The sequence below is a fragment of the Candidatus Zixiibacteriota bacterium genome, from assembly GCA_035574315.1.
GTDB lineage: Bacteria > Desulfobacterota > Binatia > UBA9968 > UBA9968 > DATLYW01.
This window is the reverse complement of the sequence record DATLYW010000048.1, coordinates 368,917-384,599: the sequence shown is the minus strand read 5'-3', so window position 1 is coordinate 384,599 and position 15,683 is coordinate 368,917. Positions and strand designations below refer to the sequence as shown.

Here is a 15,683-nt window from a genome sequence, read left to right as displayed (position 1 = left end):
GCCGGGCTCCAGGCCCTGGACGGTAAGACAAAGCCGATGGCTCGCAAACGCTACCTCAAGAAAACCCCCCTCGCAGAGGCGCGCGCGGCTTTTCTGGCGCTGGTCGATCCGCTCCGCCTCGCGGTCGAACAGGTGCCCGTGGACGAGGCGCTGCACCGGGTCACGGCCGAGCCGGTGTTCGCGAAGATCTCCTCGCCCCACTATCACGCCGCCGCGATGGACGGCATCTGCGTGCGAGCCGAGGATACCTTCGGCGCGACGGAGTTCGCTCCCAAGCGGCTGAGACGCGCCGGAGCGGGCTCGCCTCCCGCCGGAAGCTTCGCCTACATCGACACCGGACAGGCGCTGCCGCTCTGGGCCGACGCGGTGATCATGATCGAGAAGGTGCGTCAGCTCGACGACGCGACGGTCGAGATCTTCGACTCGGCCGCCCCGTGGAGCCATGTCCGCCTGGTGGGCGAGGATGTGGTCGCCACGGAGTTGCTGCTGCCGCGGGCGCACCGCCTGCGTCCGTACGATCTCGGCGCGCTGCTCGCGTGCGGCCACACCGCCGTGCCTTGCAAGGCTCGGCCGAGGGTCGGGATCATCGCAACCGGCGACGAGCTGGTTCGCCCCGGAGAAGCGCTCCGGCCGGGAAGCGTCATCGAGTTCAACTCGTCGGTCCTGGCCGCGTTCACGAGCGAGTGGGGAGGAGCGCCGGTACGCTATCCTGCGGTGGCCGACGACCCGGAGCTTCTGCGCGGGGCGTTGCGGCGGGCGGCGCGGGAATGCGATCTCGTCGCGTTGATCGCCGGCTCGTCGGCCGGCGAGCGTGACTTTACCGCGGCGTCGGTGGCGGCCGAAGGGGAGATCGTCGCCCACGGAATCGACGTGATGCCCGGCAAGCCGGCGGTCCTCGGGCACGTCGCGGGGAAACCGGTCATCGGCTTTCCCGGCTATCCCGTGTCGGCGATCGTCATCGCCCGGGAGATTCTGCGACCGGCGCTCGAAAAATTTCTCGGCTGCTCGGGCGCGGCGCCGCCCCGGGTGCGCGCGGTAGTGCCCAAGAAGCTGCCGTCGCATCTCGGGCTCGAGGAGCTCGTTCGCGTCCGACTCGGCCGGGTGGAGGGAAGGCTGATCGCCGTTCCTCTGGGGCGCGGCGCCGGTGTCATTACGACGATGGTTCACGCCGACGGGCTCCTGCGGATTCCAGCCATGGTCGAGGGGATGAACGCGGGGGAGGAGGCGGACGTCGAGCTGCTGCGCCCCGACAGTGAGATCGAAAACACCATTCTCTGCACGGGAAGCCACGATCTGGCGGTCGGCGTCCTCGAGGATCAGCTCAAGCGCGCGTATCCCGGCCTGAAGATCGCGGCGACGAACGTCGGCAGCCTCGGCGGTCTGCTCGCCCTGCAGCGCGGCGAAACCCACATCGCGGGAACCCATCTGCTCGATCCGGAAAGCGGCGAGTACAACGTGCCCGACATCAAGCGTTCGATTCCCGATACGCCGGTCGTCCTGGTTCATCTCGCCCGGCGCGAGCAGGGAATCGTGGTGCGAAAAGGCAATCCCCGCAAGATTCACGGGCTCGAGGACCTGGCGCGCGACGGCGTTCGCTTCGTAAACCGCCAGCCGGGCTCGGGCACGCGCGTGCTGCTCGACTTCGAGCTGAAGAAAAGAAGGATCGACCCCTCCGCGATTTCAGGCTACCAGCGCGAAGAGTTCACTCACATGGCCGTGGGGATAGCGGTGGCGAGCGGGCTGGCGGACGCGGGGCTTGCGGTGCACGCGGTCGCTCGGGCGCTGGGCCTCGATTTCGTGCCGGTGGCGAGCGAGCAGTACGACCTGCTGTTTCGGCGGTCTTTCTTCGAATCGGAAAACGGGCGCCGCCTCGTGGAGGTGGCGCGCTCCGACGGATTCAAGACGGCAGTGGCCGCGCTCGGCGGCTACGACAGTCGCCGCTCCGGAGAGGTGCTCTACCGCCAATAAGCCTCCGACGCGGCGGGACCGCCGCTGCGAAGGTCTCGTCACATTGCGCCGCGTTTGTCCCGCGTTGCCCAAAATTGTGCCGGTCCCGACGGCTTCGCCGCCAAGATCATCCTTTATAATCCGGTAGTTAGGGATTTCGCCGCCGTGGCATTGCGGTTGCGTGAAAAGCTGCGGGGTTTTTCCAACCATGGAGGTCAAGCTGGATCAGATTCAGCTGCTCACGCTGAGCGAGGCGGCAAAACTGCTTCAGGTATCGACTCGAACATTGCAAAGGATGATCCATAGCGGACAACTGCCGGCTTTCAAGGTCGGCGGCCAGTGGCGCTTGCGCGAGGCCCAGCTGAAACAGTGGGTGGAGCGACGAGAGCGCGACGCGGCGGGCAACGGGAAGGACGCTGATTCCGGCGCGTAGCGCCAAGCGCCGGTCGAAGACGCGCGGGGACGGTTGATGAGACTCTTGTGGCTTTCCAGCCTGCGCGGCCGGCTCGTGGTGCTCGTGCTCCTCGCGGTGCTCCCGGCCCTCGCGGTGATCTTCCACTCCGCCCGGGAGCAGCGCCGGGCGATGTCGTTGGAGGCGCAGGCGAGCGCGCTCAGGATCGCGCGGCTGGTCGCGACGAGCCAGAACAACCTCGTGGAGGGAGCGCGGCAATTCCTGCTCGCTCTCACCCAGATCCCCGAGATCCGCAAGATTGATCCCGAGGCGTGCCCGACGCTCGCCCGCCGGCTGCTCGCTCGGGATCCCCGCTACACCAACATCGGCGTGGCCGACGCGGAAGGCAACGTGCGCTGCAGCGGCATCGCGGTCAGGCGGCCGGTCAACATTGCGGACCGGGCCTATTTTCGTGGCGCGCTGAAGAGCGGTGGTTTCGCGATCGGCGAGTACCAGATCGGTCGCGTGACGAGTCGGGCCGCGGTCAATTTCGGATACGCGATCGTGGCGCCGGACGGAAGCCGGCAGGGAGTCGTCTATGCGGGGCTCGGGCTCGCGTGGCTCAACCGGCTGGCGGAACAGGTCGAGCTTCCGGAAGGCGCGACGCTGACGATCGTCGATCCGAACGCGACGATATTGGCGCGGTATCCGGACTCCGAGAAATGGATCGGGCAGCCGCTTCCGCCGGGGCCGTTGCGCGATCTGCTGCTCGCGTCGACGGGCGAGGGAACGGCCGAGGCTCCCGGGGCGGACAGGATACCCCGCCTCCATGGATACGCCCGCGTCGGGGGCAAAAATCCCGGCGCTACGGTGATCGTGTCCACGCGCAAAGACCTTGCTTTTTCCGCGGCCAACTCCATCCTCGCGGTCAGCCTCGGCTGGATGATCCTGGTCTCGGTGCTGGCCCTGGCGGGAGCCTGGTGGGGCGGGGAGTGGCTCATCGTGCGCTGGGTCGACCGCCTGATCGCGGCGACGCAGCGCGTAACCGGAGGAGATCTCACGGTGCGCGTCGGACGTCATCGAGGCGGCGGCGAGCTCGAACAGCTCGCCGCCGCCTTCGATCGCATGGCCGAGGCGCTGGAGCAGCGCGCCGCGGAAGCGGAGCGGGCGAAAGGCCAGATTCAAGACCAGCTCAGGCGGATCCTGGCCCTGCGCGAGATCAATTCGGCCGCCAATGCGACGCTCGATCTCGACATGGTGTTGAACGTGCTGATGGGGGAAATCGACGCGTTGCTGCCCTACACGGCCATGCTGGTCTGGCTACGTAACAGCGAGGGCAAGCTCGAGCGCGCCGGGTGCTGGAATCTCGACGCCGACGACTGGAAAGGGCGAAACCTCAGCGCGACTCCCCGCCTGGTTGAGGAAGCGATCGAAACGCGCGAGCCCGTGATCGTGCGCAACATCCAGGAGGACCCCAGGGTACTGGACCCCGATTTCTACCGCAGGCACGGGCTGGTTTCCTATCTCGGCGTGCCGTTGATCGGCAAGAACAAGGTCGTGGGAGTGCTGGTCTTCCTCACCCGGGAAGAGTACCGCTTCTCCCCCGAAGAGATCGACTTCCTGGTCGCGCTGGCGGGCCAGGCGGCGGTCGCGATCAACAATTCCCAGCTCTACGAGGAGACCAAGAAGCAGGCGGCGGCCCTCGAAAAGGCGAACGAGGACCTGCGGCGAAAGGAACAGATCCAGGCGCTGCTCAAGGAGGTGAACCAGGACGTCACCCGCCTCGACATCGAGGCGCTGTTCTCGAAGCTCACAGGGAAAATTTGCGAGTTCTTCAAAGCCGACGTCGCCGACGTGAGAATCCTGAAGGACGACTGCTGGAGCGTTCTCGGCGTTTCCGGCGTGGAGCCGCAGCTGATCCCGACCGTCCGGCACGGAAGCTCCAACCGGCGCTCCCGCTGGATCGTCGAGCACCGCAAGCCGCTGGTGATCCGCGACGCCAGCACGACGGCGCTGCGGCCGCGGCGGGGAACGCTGCGGCGGCTGGGGCTCCGGGGCTACGTGGGGGTTCCCCTGATCTCGCGCAACGGCGACGTGGCCGGGGTGCTGCGGGCCCTCACCTACGAGCCGCGCGAGTTCACCACGGAAGAGATCGAGCTGCTGCAGACCATCGCCAACGGAGCCGCGGTCGCGCTGGAGAACGCGATGCTGGTCGAGCAGATCAAGCTGCAGGCGGTGGCCCTGGAGAAGGCCAACCGCGTCAAGAGCGAATTTCTCGGCTTCGTCTCTCACGAGCTGAAAACGCCGGTGAATCTCATCAAGGGTTACACCGAGCTGGTCGAGATGATCGGGGGGCTCGCGCCCGAGCAGGAGCACGCCGTGCGCAAGCTGGAGAAGTGCTCCGACGAGCTGATCGGGATGATCAACACGCTGCTCGAGGCGACCAAGATCGAAGCCGGCGCGATCCAGGTCCAGGCCGCCGCGGTGGACCTGCGGGCCTTTTTCGAGGACCTCCAGTCGAGCTATCAGGTTCCGCTCGACAAGGACCTCACGCTGCAGTGGCGCTGCGCGGGAACTCTGCCGGTTGTCCGGATCGACGGGGAGAAGCTGAAGCACATCGCGCAGAACCTGCTCAACAACGCGATCAAGTACACCGAGCGAGGCCACGTCACTGCGACCGCCGCGTACCGCCCGGAATCCTCGGAGCTGGTGTTCCGGGTGGAGGATACCGGAATCGGCATTCCCGCCGACGAGTTGGGGACGATCTTCGAGCGTTTCCGCCAGGTCGGGACGGCCGCCAAAAGGGCGTCGGGCGGCGTGGGGCTGGGACTTCACATCGTCAAGACGTTCGTCGAGCTGCTCGGCGGCACGGTGACCGCTGAGAGCGAGCCTGGCAAAGGCTCCGTTTTTACGGTGACGCTGCCGGCGAGGCCGGAGCCGTTCGGCGATGCGGCCGAGCCCGACGGGCTCAGACCGGCATGACGCCGTGCTTTTTGGCGGGGCGTTGCTCTTTTTTGTCGCGCAGGATCTCGAGGGATTGAATCAACCGCCGCCGGGTCTCGCGCGGCCGGATGGCGGCGTGCGCGAACTGCTTTGAGAGCGCTTCGAACGGGCCGCTGAAGCGCTCGGCGAACTCGGCGATCTTTTCCTGGCGGGTCTTTTCCGGGTCCGCCGAGCGCTCGATCTCGCGACGGTAGAGCACGTTGACCGCGCCGCCGCCGCCCATGACGGCCAGCTCGACCCCCGGCCAGACGAGCAGCTGGTCCGCGCCCATCTCGCGCGTGCAGAGCGCCTGCTTCGCCCCGCCGTAGCCCTTGCGGAGCACCACCGTGATCTTCGGCACGGTCGCCTCCGCATAGGCGTAGAGCATCTTCGCGCCGTGGCGGATGATGCCTTTTTCTTCCTGCTGCCTGCCCGGGAAGAAGCCCGGCACGTCCATGAGGGTGATCACCGGGATGTTGAACGCGTCGCAGAAGCGGATGAAGCGCGCGGCCTTGTCCGACGCGTCCACGTCGAGAGCGCCGGCGAGAAACATCGGCTGGTTCGCCACGAAGCCCGCGGGGAAGCCGTCGAGACGGCCGAAGCCGACGACCAGATTGCGCGCGAACTTAGGCTTGAGCTCCAGGAAATCGCCACCGTCGACGATCGCCTTGATCACCTGGAGGACGTTGTAGGCCTTGCGCGGGTCCTCCGGGACGATCCGCTCCAGCGAGTCGAGTTCGCGCCCGGGATCGTCGCCGGTTTCACGCCGCGGGGCGGGCGCATCGTAGCTCGACGGCAGGAAGCTCAGGAGACGGCGGATCGCGGCGAGGCATTCCTCGTCGTTGCGTGCGACGAGGTCGGCGACTCCCGAGACCTCCGAATGGATCTTCACGCCGCCGAGCTCCTCCATCGTCACGGTCTCCCCGAGCACCTCCTTGATCACCGCCGGCCCGGTGATGAACATCTGGCTCGTGTTTTCGACCATCAGGATGAAATCGGTGAGCGCCGGCGAGTAGGAGCCGACGCCGATGCACGGCCCCATGATCGCGGAGATCTGCGGGATCACCCCGGAGGAGATGCTGTTCTCGAAGAAGATCTTGCCGATCGCCGCGGTCACCGAGAGCCCTTCCTGGATGCGCGCCCCGGGCGAGTCGTTGAGGCCGATGAGCGGAACGCGGAGGTTGCGGGCGGAACGGATCGCGTAGGCGATTTTTTCGGCGTGCGCGCTGCCGACCGTGCCGGAGAGGATGGTGCGGTCCTGGGCGAAGACGTAAACCGGACGGCCGTCGATCTTCCCGAACCCGGTCACCACGCCGTCCGACGGCAGCCTGCGCTCGGCCATGCCGAAGTCGACGCACTGGGTCTCCGCCAGCATGAACTCCTCGACGAACGTCCCCGAGTCGAGGAGCCGGCCGATCCGTTCCCGCGCGGTGAGCTTGCCTTCCGAACGCTGCTTCGCGGCCGCCGCGACGTCCCCCTCGAGCGCGGTCTTTTCCAGGGCCCCGAGCTTCTTCTCGAGCTCCTCCCGGGACGGCATAACGCGCTACCCGCCGGCGAAGCCCATGCCCTTGAGGACCGAGAGCATGACCGCCGCCGCGATCACCGAGCCGATCTGGCCCCCGGCGTTGGCGCTCATCGCGTGCATGAGAAGATAGTTCTTCTTGTTGTACTTCTGCCCCTCGACCTGGACGACCCGCGCCGCCATGGGAAACGCGGAGATGCCCGCAGCGCCGATCAAGGGGTTGACCTTGCCGCCCGTCAGCAGGCACATGAGCTTGCCGAACATGATTCCCATCACGGTGTCCAGGCCGATCGCGATCAGGCCGAGGGCGAGAACGAGCAGTGTCTGGCCGCGCAAAAACTTGTCGGCCTCCATGGTCGCCCCGATGCAAAGCCCCAGCAGCAGCGTAACGATATTGGTGATCTCGTTCTCCGACGCGCGCTTGAGCCGATCGACGACCCCGCTTTCCTTCATCAGGTTGCCGAGCATGACGGTGCCGATCAGCGGCGTTCCGATCGGCGCGATGATCGAAGCCACCACCGTGACGATCACCGGAAAGAGGATCTTCGTCGTTTTCGAAACCGGCTGCTTGACGACGCCCATCGTGATCTTGCGCTCCCGCTCCGTGGTGAGCGCGCGCATGATCGGCGGCTGGATCAACGGCACGAGCGACATGTAGGAGTAGGCCGCAACCGAGACCGCCCCGAGCAGGTGCGGCGCGAACTTCGAGCTCACGTAGATCGCGGTGGGACCGTCGCAGGCGCCGATGATCGCCACCGCCACCGCGTCGAGCTTGTCGAAGCCCGCGGCCAGGGCCAGCAGCAGCGTGAGAAAGATCCCGAACTGCCCGGCGGCCCCGAGCAGGATGATCTTCGGGTTTTCGAGCAGCGGCTGGAAGTCGGTCATGGCGCCGATGCCGAGAAAGATGAGAACGGGAAAGATTTCGGTCAGGACCCCGACGTTGTAAAAAAACCGCAGGATTCCGTGCTCGTCCATCAAGCCGGCCAGCGGGATGTTGACCAGGATGGCGCCGAATCCGATGGGAACCAGCAGCAGCGGCTCGTAGCCGCGGGCGATTCCCAGATAGAGCAGGAGCGAACCGATGAGGATCATCACGACGTGGCCCGCGGTGAGATTGGTCACGCCGAGCAGGAGGCCCTGGAAGCCGGAAGCGATTGCGCTCTCCATTCGTGGAATTCAACCTTTCTGGGAGTCCTGGGCTTCGGCGGGGAAGATCTTGCGCAGCAGCAGAACCAACAGGCTCAAGCACCAAAGCACGAGCATGGTTCCGCCCATGCCGATCAACGCAAGAGTCCATCCGAACGTCCAGGTGTCCATCGGTCAGCTCTCCCCAGATGGCGACAGGATAGTTTGAAGCGCCGGAAGGCGGGTTACTCGATCTCGGCCAGCACCTGATCCGCTTCCACGGCCTGCCCGGGGGAAACCTTGATTCCGCGCAATACGCCGCTCACGGGCGCGACGACCGGAATTTCCATTTTCATGGCTTCCATGACGAGCACGACGTCGTCTTCCTCTACCCGGTCCCCGAGCTTTTTCTCGATCCGCAGAATCTTTCCGACCATCGGTGCAGCGATGGGAGTTGCCAATGTCGTTCTCCTCACTTTGCGACGGCGCCGGCCGACGCCCGGCGACAACCGCCCGCGACGAATCCGGTCCGCTTCGTTTCATGCCAATTAATAGATTTTCCGGCGGATTGTCAATGCTCGCCGCCGGCGTCGACGCGCCACGATCGCGCAGAGCCGAGGCGGCCGGATTCCGCGATGCCCGCGCAAAAACCGCTGCAAAATCGCCTTGTCGCGCTCGTCGTCGCCTTGCTTTTGCCTCCTCGATAGGCTAAGAACCGAATCAACGACGGAGGAGTTTTTATGGCAAAACCGGCATCCCAGGTCGATCAGGTGATGGACAACATTCCTTTCTACGAAAAGTGGCAGCTCGGCGAAGGCATCCCGATCCTCAAGACCTTTTTCGTCCAGGACTTGAAGAAGGTGGAAGTCAAACCGTGGGATCGCGTCGGCGCGCTCGGAGCCTTCATCAACATGGAAGGGGCCGAAGGCGCCACCGGGGCCTACGTGCTCGAGATTCCGCCCGGAAAGAGCACCAACCCGCAGCATCATCTCTACGAGGATATGATCTACGTGCTCAAGGGACGCGGCGCCACGACGATCTGGAACGATCGGGGGGCGAAGCAGACGTTCGAATGGGGCGAGGGGAGCCTTTTCGCGCTGCCGCTCAACGCCTGGTATCAGCACTTCAACGGCCAGGGGGGCGAGCCGGTCCGGATGTTCTCGGTCAACAGCATGCCGATCGTCTTCAACCTGTTCCACAACGCCGATTTCATCTTCAACACGCCGCGCGACTTCACCGACCGGTTCAACGGCGAGCCGGAGTATTTCAGCGGCAAGGGCAAGGCCTACCCGGGACGGGTCTGGGAGACCAACTTCATCGCCGACGCGCGCACCTTCAAGCTCGAGGAGTGGAAGGAGCGCGGCGCCTCGGGCACCAACGTGATGCTCGAGCTGGCCAACGGTTCCATGGCGGCTCATATCTCGGAGTTTCCGGTGGGCACCTACAAGAAGGCGCACCGTCACGGTCCGGGGTTCAACGTCATCATCATCAAGGGGAAGGGCTTCTCGCTCTTCTGGCGGGAAGGGGAGCCGATCAAGCGTTACGACTGGCAGGACGGAAGCGTCTTCACTCCCCCGGCGATGATGTTCCACCAGCACTTCAACACGGGGGCGACGCCCGCCCGCTACCTGCCACCCCGTCTGGGCGGCATCAAGTACAGCCTGGGCGAGGGCTTCGGCGACATCACCAAGGTCGACAAAGACGTCAAGGCCGGCGGCAACCAGATCGAGTACTACGACGAGGACCCCTCCATCCGCAAGATGTTCGAAGAGGAGCTGGCGAAGTCCGGTACCTACAGCCGCATGAATCCGGATGTCTACAAGAGACCGTAGGCGCGCGCGCCGCTCCCGAGGTCCTTGCGCCCCGCCCGGCGTCGTCCGTCGGGCGGGGCGTTTTTTTCAGAGCCGAGGCGGTCCGGCGGACGGATGGGGTGAGTTGTGACCGCAGCGCTCGCGCTCATCGTGTTCGGCTATCTTCTGGGTTCGCTTCCGACCGGGTATCTTCTCGGGCTGCTCGCCGGGGTCGACGTCCGCCGGCTGGGGAGCGGGAATATCGGCGCCACCAACGTGGCGCGCGTCGTCGGCAAGTGGCAGGGGATGTTGACCCTGGCCGCGGATGCGGCCAAGGGGTTCTTGCCGGTGCTCGTCGCGCAGCAATGGCCGGTCTCGCCGGCTTGGGTTGCCGCCGCGGGGGCGGCGGCTTTTGTCGGCCATCTCTATCCGGTGTTCTTGAGGCTGCGCGGCGGAAAAGGGGTGGCGACGGCTTTCGGGGTGATGCTGGCGATGGCGCCGCTCGCGGCGCTCGCCCTGGTCGCGGTATTCGCGGCGGTGTTTCTGCCGACGCGGCTTGTCTCGCTGGGCGCGATGGTCGCTGCGGTGGCGGCGCCGCCGCTTCTCTGGATCCTCTCCTATCCGCCGCCGGCGGTCGCGCTCGGATCGCTGTTTGCGGCGCTGATCATCCTGCGCCACCGCGACAACCTTCGCCGGCTGATCGCCGGCACCGAGCCGAAGTTCCGGGCGGCGGGAGACAGAGGAAGCGAACGCTGAGCGTCGGTTCCGGCTCCGTTCAGTTCTCGATGATTACCTCGACCCGCCGATTCTGGCGGCGTCCCTCCTCGGTGTCGTTGGAAGCGATGGGAGAACGGGTTCCGAGCCCGCGCACGCTCAAGCGTCTGCCGTCGACGCCGTATTGCTCGAGCGCGTCAGCCACCGTCTGGGCCCGCCGCTCGGAGAGCCGCTGGTTGTAAGCTTCCTGCGCGGCGCTTTCGCGGCTCGCGTGCCCTTCGACGCTCAGCCGGCGGTCGGGCGCGTCACGCTTGACGATGCCGGCGATCTGACTCACGCGCTCGCGTCCTTCCGGCGTCAGCTCGGCGCTGTCGAAGCGAAAATTGACGCTCGGGAGGTTCACCATCACGCCGCGGCTGGTTTCGCGCGCCTCGATGTTGCGCTTCTTCAACTCCTCGATCAGGGCCTGGTTTCTCGCGATCTCGGCACGTTGCTGCTCGATCGCCTTCTGCTGCTCCGCCTGCTTCATCTCCTGGCCCTGGAGCTGATCGCCGATCAGCGCCCCCGTGCCGAGGCCGAGCGCGCCGCCGATCGCGGCTCCCGCGCCCGGACGACCGACCGCCGCGCCGATGATACCCCCTGCCGCGGCTCCACCGAGGGCACCGATGCCGGCGGCCTTTTCACGCGTGGTGAGGCCGCCTCCAGCACAACCCGAGACGACCAGCGCCGCGGCGAGCAGGGCCGTGCCGGCCGTCCGGTAGCGTGACGATCCTTCCATAAACCCGACCTCCCGGGCGACTCCTCCTACCACTCGCCCCTTTGCTGCTTCAGGCGCTCGTTCTCTCTCCTTAGACGTTCGATCTCGGCCTGGTTAGCCTGAATCGTTTTCTGCTGCTCGGATTCCTGCTGCTCCCGAGCCATGAGCTGATCACCCACGAGCGCCCCGGCCAGAAGCCCCACCGGACCGCCGATGAGGGCGCCCGCTGCCGCGTGGCCGACGGTGCTGCCGATGATGGCGCCGGTGCCCGCACCGAGGCCGGCGCCGATCAGCCCGCCTTTTTCACGGGTCGTAAGCGGTTGGGAACAGCCGATCGAGGTCACGGCGACAAGGATCGCGGCGAGAGAAAGAGATCGTTTCCCCATGGTTCCTCCCTTGCGAACGGGTTCAATACTCGCGCTGTCGCTTGAGCCGCTCGAGCTCGCGTCTTTGCCGCTCGAGCTCCGCCTGGTTGGCGTCGATCTGTCGCTGCTGCTCGCTCTGTCTTATTTCCTGGCCCTGGAGCTGATCGCCGATCAGCGCCCCCGTGCCGAGGCCGAGCGCGCCGCCGATCGCGGCTCCCGCGCCCGGATGGCCGACCGCCGCGCCGATGATACCCCCCGCCGCGGCTCCGCCGAGCGCGCCGATGCCGGCCGCTTTCTCGCGAGTGGTCAGGGGACCTCCGGAACAGCCCGCCGCTGCGCCGATTAAAACCAAAAGCACGGCGACACCGATCGCTGGCTTCATGATTCCTCCCGCAATCTCGAAGGGTTCCGAGAAACTTTTACCGGATTTTACCAGACGGCTTCCCTCCCGGCAATATTTTTGCGAATCTTTGCCACGCTCGGGCAGCTTCGGCGTCTCATGGTTGACATCGTAGACCTTATGAGTCTATAGTCAACCCAGCATGACGCAACCACTGACGCAAGACCAGGTTATCGAAGCTCTCCGGCGGGTTCAGGATCCGGAGCTGCATCGCGACATCGTCAGCCTCGGCATGGTGAAGGATCTTGCGGTCCGCGACGGCAGGATCGCCTTCACGGTCGAGCTCACCACCCCGGCGTGTCCCTTGCGGGAAAGCATCGAGGGCGACTGCCGCAGGGCCTTGGCGGATCTCCCGGGCGTGAGCGGCGTCGAGATTCGCTTCGGCGCGCAGGTCAGGGGGAGCAAGAGCGGCGGCGGCGAGACCGATCTGTTGCCGAGCGTGAAGAACGTGGTGCTGGTGGCCGCGGGTAAAGGCGGCGTCGGCAAATCCACCGTGGCGGCGAATCTGGCGGTCGCTCTCACCCGCCACGGAGCGGCCACGGGCTTGCTCGACGCGGATATCTACGGGCCGTCGATTCCGATTCTGATGGGCGTCCAGAGAGACCCGGAAAAGGTCGAGGTGAACGGCGGATACAAGATCGCGCCGGTCGTCGCGCATGGCGTGCCCGTGATGTCGATCGGATTCTTTCTGGGCGCCGACCAGGCGGTCATATGGCGCGGCCCGATGCTCGGCAAGGCCCTGCATCAGCTCATGGCCGACGTTCACTGGGGCGAGCTCGACTACCTCGTGGTGGACATGCCGCCTGGAACCGGCGACGTCCAGATCACGTTTTCCCAGCAGCTCAGGGTGAGCGGGGCGGTGCTGGTCGCCACGCCGCAGCACGTGGCGCTCGCCGACGTCATACGCGCCAAGAGCATGTTCGACAAGGTCATGATTCCGATCGTCGGACTGATCGAGAACATGAGCTACTTCATCTGCGACGGTTGCGGCAAGCGACACGAGATCTTTTCGCGCGGCGGCGCGCAAAAAGCCGCCGAGCGCTTCGCGATCCCGTACCTGGGAGAAATCCCGATCACCCCGGCGCTGCGCGAAGGCGGCGACCGCGGCGTCCCGATCCTGGTCCAGGAGCCGGAGTCGCCGGTGAGCAAGAGTTTTCTGGATATTGCGGCGAGGCTGGCGGGACAGCTCTCGATCGCCTCGGAAAGGGCGCGCCGCGTCCAGGGCCTGAAGATCGTCTCGAGCTGAGCGCCGGTCGGGCCCGCAAGGAGTGATTCGCCATGGTGACCAAGGAACAAGTCTACAAGGCGTTGCAGGAGTGCTATGATCCCGAGATCCCGGTCAACATCGTCGATCTCGGGCTGGTTTACGACGTCCAGATCGACAACGATCGAGTCGGGGTGAAGATGACGCTCACGGCGCCGGGCTGCGGCATGGGCGCGATGATCGCCGCCGACGCGCGCCGCAGGCTGCTCGCTCTCGAAGGCGTCGAGGACGCCACCGTGGATCTCGTCTGGGATCCGCCGTGGGATCCGAGCCGGATCAGCGAGGAAGCCAGGCACAAGCTCGGCATCGGCTGATCCGGGGACCCGTCGCTCCATCGTTCGACAGCACCGATGACGGAACGACCCCGGTTGCGGCCGGTGGAAGCCTTCCCGGTACAGCACAACGGCGAGACGCTGATCTACCTCAAGGACCCGCTCAACCTCGCTCCGCCGCTGGGCGTCTCGCCGGTCGGTTATTTCATCCTTTCCCACTTCGACGGCCGCCACAGCCTGATCGACATCCAGGAACAGTACTGCCGCCGGTTCGGCGACCTGTTGCTGACCGAGCAGCTCAAGGGCTTCATCGACATGCTCGATCGCCACTATTATCTCGTGAGCGAACGCTTTCTCGAGCACCAGGCCCGGACCGTGGAGGAGTTCCGCCGCCGGCCGACGCGCGCGGCGGCGCACGCCGGCGGCGTCTACAAGACCGACCCGGCCGAGCTCGCCGCGCAGCTCGACGGCTACTTCACTCACCCCAAGGGCCCGGGCATGCCCGGGCCCGGGCGGCGGAGCGCGCCGCCCCGGGCGATCGTCGCGCCGCACATCGACTTTCACCGGGGCGGTCCGGCCTACGCGTGGGCCTACAAGGAGCTGGCGGAAAGCGAAGGGGCGGACCTCTACATCCTGCTCGGCACCTCGCACTGCGGCGGAGAGCACCCGTTCATCCTGACGTTCAAGGACTTCGAGACGCCGCTCGGGCCGGTGGAGACCGACAAGGAGTTCGCCGGCAAGCTGGTCGAGCGCTGCGGCAGCGAGCTGCTCGCGGACGAATATCTTCACCGGGGCGAGCACTCCATCGAGTTTCAGGCGGTATTTCTCCAGTATGTCGCGCGCGGCCGGGAGGCGCTCGGAGGCCGGCGCCCGAGACCTTTCAAGATCGTTCCGATCCTGGTCTCTTCCTTCCACGCGATGATCCACGCGCGCACGGCGCCCGAGGAGCAGGCGCCGGTGGCCTCGTTCCTCTCGGCCCTGCGCGAGCTCACCGCCGCCGACAGCCGCCGCGTGTGCTTCGTCGCGGGCGTCGATCTCGCCCATGTCGGCCGCCAGTTCGGTGACCGGGAGGAAATGACGCCGGAGTTCCTGCGCTGGGTCGAGGAGGAGGATCGGCGGCTGATCGATCGGCTCGCGGCGCTCGACGCGCGCGGCTTTTTCGACGAGGTGGCGAAGGACCAGGACCGGCGGAGGATCTGCGGCTTCGCGCCGCTTTACTCGTTGATCCGGCTGCTGGAGGGCGCACGGGGCCGAAACCTGACGTACGATCAGGCCTTCACTCCCGAGACCGCGTCGGCCGTGACCTTTACGGCGATGGTTTTCGAGTGAGCCGGGCCGGGCGGCCGGGCCGCCTCTTCAGTGCATGTTCATGCCGCCGTCGACGCTGATCGACTGGCCGGTGATGAAATCGCTGTCGTCGGACGCGAGGAAGATCACGGTGCCGACCAGATCCTGCGGGACCTGGTCGCGCTGAAAGCAGCGCCGCTTGCGGCGGTCGGCGAGCTGCTCCGGAGTCATCACTCCCTCCTGGTTCGAGCCGGAGATCGTCAGGCCGGGCATGATGGCGTTGACGCAGATGTTGTCGCCGCCCACCTCGCGCGCGAGCGCGCGGGTGAAGCCGATGACGCCGGCCTTGGAAGAAACGTAGTGGAGGAAGAACGGCGAGCCGCTGAGCGCCGTACCCGAGGAGATGTTGATGATCTTTCCCTTCCTCTGCCGCTTCATCGCGGGATAGACCGCCTGAACGCAGAGGAAGAGCCCCTTGAGGTTGACCGCCATCACCCGGTCCCATTCGTCGGAGTCGATTTCCATGAAGCTTTTTTTCTTGAGCGCCGAGTACAGGCCGGCGTTGTTGACCAGAACGTCGATCCGGCCGTAGCGCCCGAGCGCCGCCTCGGCCATCGCCCGCGTCTTCTCCGGCGAGGTCACGTCGACCGGGACCGCGAGCGCTTCACCGCCCGCGGCGCGGATGTCCGCCGCCACCTTTTCGGCCTCGGTCTCCTGGATGTCGGCCACCACCACGCTCGCTCCTTCGGCGGCAAGCCCATGGGAGTAGGCCTTGCCGATTCCCATGCCGCCGCCGGTCACGATCGCCACCCTGTCCTTCAAGCGCATCTGTCGCTCCCCCTTCGGGCCGCTGCCGGTCGCGGGAAA

At 66.1% G+C, this 15,683-nt stretch carries 16 protein-coding genes; 8 read left to right on the top strand and 8 right to left on the bottom strand.

From position 1 onward, the window contains the following. Positions 1-36: 36 nt before the first annotated feature. From VNN77_18250 to VNN77_18240, 3 genes are all read left to right on the top strand, one after another. Positions 37-1,968 carry a molybdopterin biosynthesis protein gene (locus VNN77_18250; GenBank protein HXG53345.1) on the top strand — a complete coding sequence of 644 codons (1,932 nt, stop codon included), beginning with the start codon at positions 37-39 and terminating at the stop codon, positions 1,966-1,968. A 187-nt stretch (positions 1,969-2,155) separates the two neighbouring features. Continuing rightward, positions 2,156-2,380: a helix-turn-helix domain-containing protein gene (locus VNN77_18245; protein ID HXG53344.1), complete on the top strand. Its 225-nt coding sequence runs from the start codon at positions 2,156-2,158 to the stop codon at positions 2,378-2,380. 36 nt (positions 2,381-2,416) lie between these two features. Continuing rightward, positions 2,417-5,320, top strand: a complete 2,904-nt coding sequence (locus tag VNN77_18240) for a GAF domain-containing protein (GenBank protein ID HXG53343.1) — start codon at positions 2,417-2,419, stop codon at positions 5,318-5,320. On the opposite strand, the gene VNN77_18235 is transcribed toward VNN77_18240, so the two are convergent. The 4 genes from VNN77_18235 to VNN77_18220 are packed head-to-tail and all read right to left on the bottom strand — an operon-like array spanning position 5,307 to position 8,428. After that, complete coding sequence (locus tag VNN77_18235) at positions 5,307-6,857, bottom strand: carboxyl transferase domain-containing protein (protein ID HXG53342.1); 1,551 nt, start codon at positions 6,855-6,857, stop codon at positions 5,307-5,309. The genes VNN77_18240 and VNN77_18235 overlap by 14 nt on opposite strands. 6 nt (positions 6,858-6,863) lie before the next feature. Then, a complete protein-coding gene (locus VNN77_18230) occupies positions 6,864-8,009 on the bottom strand; it encodes a sodium ion-translocating decarboxylase subunit beta (protein HXG53341.1) in 1,146 nt (381 codons plus the stop codon). A gap of 9 nt (positions 8,010-8,018) precedes the next feature. Further along, positions 8,019-8,159 (bottom strand): OadG-related small transporter subunit, encoded by a 141-nt coding sequence (locus VNN77_18225; protein ID HXG53340.1) that lies wholly within the window; start codon positions 8,157-8,159, stop codon positions 8,019-8,021. A gap of 53 nt (positions 8,160-8,212) precedes the next feature. Beyond that, positions 8,213-8,428 carry an acetyl-CoA carboxylase biotin carboxyl carrier protein subunit gene (locus VNN77_18220; GenBank protein HXG53339.1) on the bottom strand — a complete coding sequence of 72 codons (216 nt, stop codon included), beginning with the start codon at positions 8,426-8,428 and terminating at the stop codon, positions 8,213-8,215. 279 nt (positions 8,429-8,707) lie between these two features. Here VNN77_18220 and VNN77_18215 point away from each other — a divergent pair, with 279 nt between their 5' ends. Then, entirely contained in the window at positions 8,708-9,799 is a 1,092-nt protein-coding gene (locus tag VNN77_18215; protein HXG53338.1) for a cupin domain-containing protein, read from the top strand. 105 nt (positions 9,800-9,904) lie between these two features. Then, entirely contained in the window at positions 9,905-10,513 is a 609-nt protein-coding gene (gene plsY, locus VNN77_18210; protein HXG53337.1) for a glycerol-3-phosphate 1-O-acyltransferase PlsY, read from the top strand. Positions 10,514-10,532: 19 nt separating this feature from the next. Here plsY and VNN77_18205 read toward each other — a convergent pair whose 3' ends face one another. The 3 genes from VNN77_18205 to VNN77_18195 are packed head-to-tail and all read right to left on the bottom strand — an operon-like array spanning position 10,533 to position 11,975. After that, entirely contained in the window at positions 10,533-11,249 is a 717-nt protein-coding gene (locus tag VNN77_18205) for an OmpA family protein (protein HXG53336.1), read from the bottom strand. A gap of 26 nt (positions 11,250-11,275) precedes the next feature. Continuing rightward, positions 11,276-11,614 (bottom strand): glycine zipper domain-containing protein, encoded by a 339-nt coding sequence (locus VNN77_18200; GenBank protein ID HXG53335.1) that lies wholly within the window; start codon positions 11,612-11,614, stop codon positions 11,276-11,278. Between the two features lie 22 nt (positions 11,615-11,636). Continuing rightward, complete coding sequence (locus tag VNN77_18195) at positions 11,637-11,975, bottom strand: glycine zipper domain-containing protein (GenBank protein HXG53334.1); 339 nt, start codon at positions 11,973-11,975, stop codon at positions 11,637-11,639. A 160-nt stretch (positions 11,976-12,135) separates the two neighbouring features. Between VNN77_18195 and VNN77_18190 the strand changes: the two genes are divergently transcribed. Genes VNN77_18190 through amrB form a run of 3 tightly spaced genes read left to right on the top strand, consistent with a single transcriptional unit; the run spans position 12,136 to position 14,858 of the window. After that, a complete protein-coding gene (locus tag VNN77_18190; GenBank protein HXG53333.1) occupies positions 12,136-13,239 on the top strand; it encodes an Mrp/NBP35 family ATP-binding protein in 1,104 nt (367 codons plus the stop codon). Between the two features lie 32 nt (positions 13,240-13,271). Continuing rightward, positions 13,272-13,571 (top strand): iron-sulfur cluster assembly protein, encoded by a 300-nt coding sequence (locus tag VNN77_18185; protein HXG53332.1) that lies wholly within the window; start codon positions 13,272-13,274, stop codon positions 13,569-13,571. A gap of 36 nt (positions 13,572-13,607) precedes the next feature. After that, the gene (gene amrB, locus VNN77_18180) at positions 13,608-14,858 is read left to right on the top strand and encodes an AmmeMemoRadiSam system protein B (GenBank protein HXG53331.1); all 1,251 of its coding nucleotides are present in this window, start codon (positions 13,608-13,610) and stop codon (positions 14,856-14,858) included. A gap of 27 nt (positions 14,859-14,885) precedes the next feature. On the opposite strand, the gene VNN77_18175 is transcribed toward amrB, so the two are convergent. Next, entirely contained in the window at positions 14,886-15,644 is a 759-nt protein-coding gene (locus tag VNN77_18175; GenBank protein HXG53330.1) for a 3-oxoacyl-ACP reductase family protein, read from the bottom strand. Between the last annotated feature and the right edge of the window lie 39 nt (positions 15,645-15,683).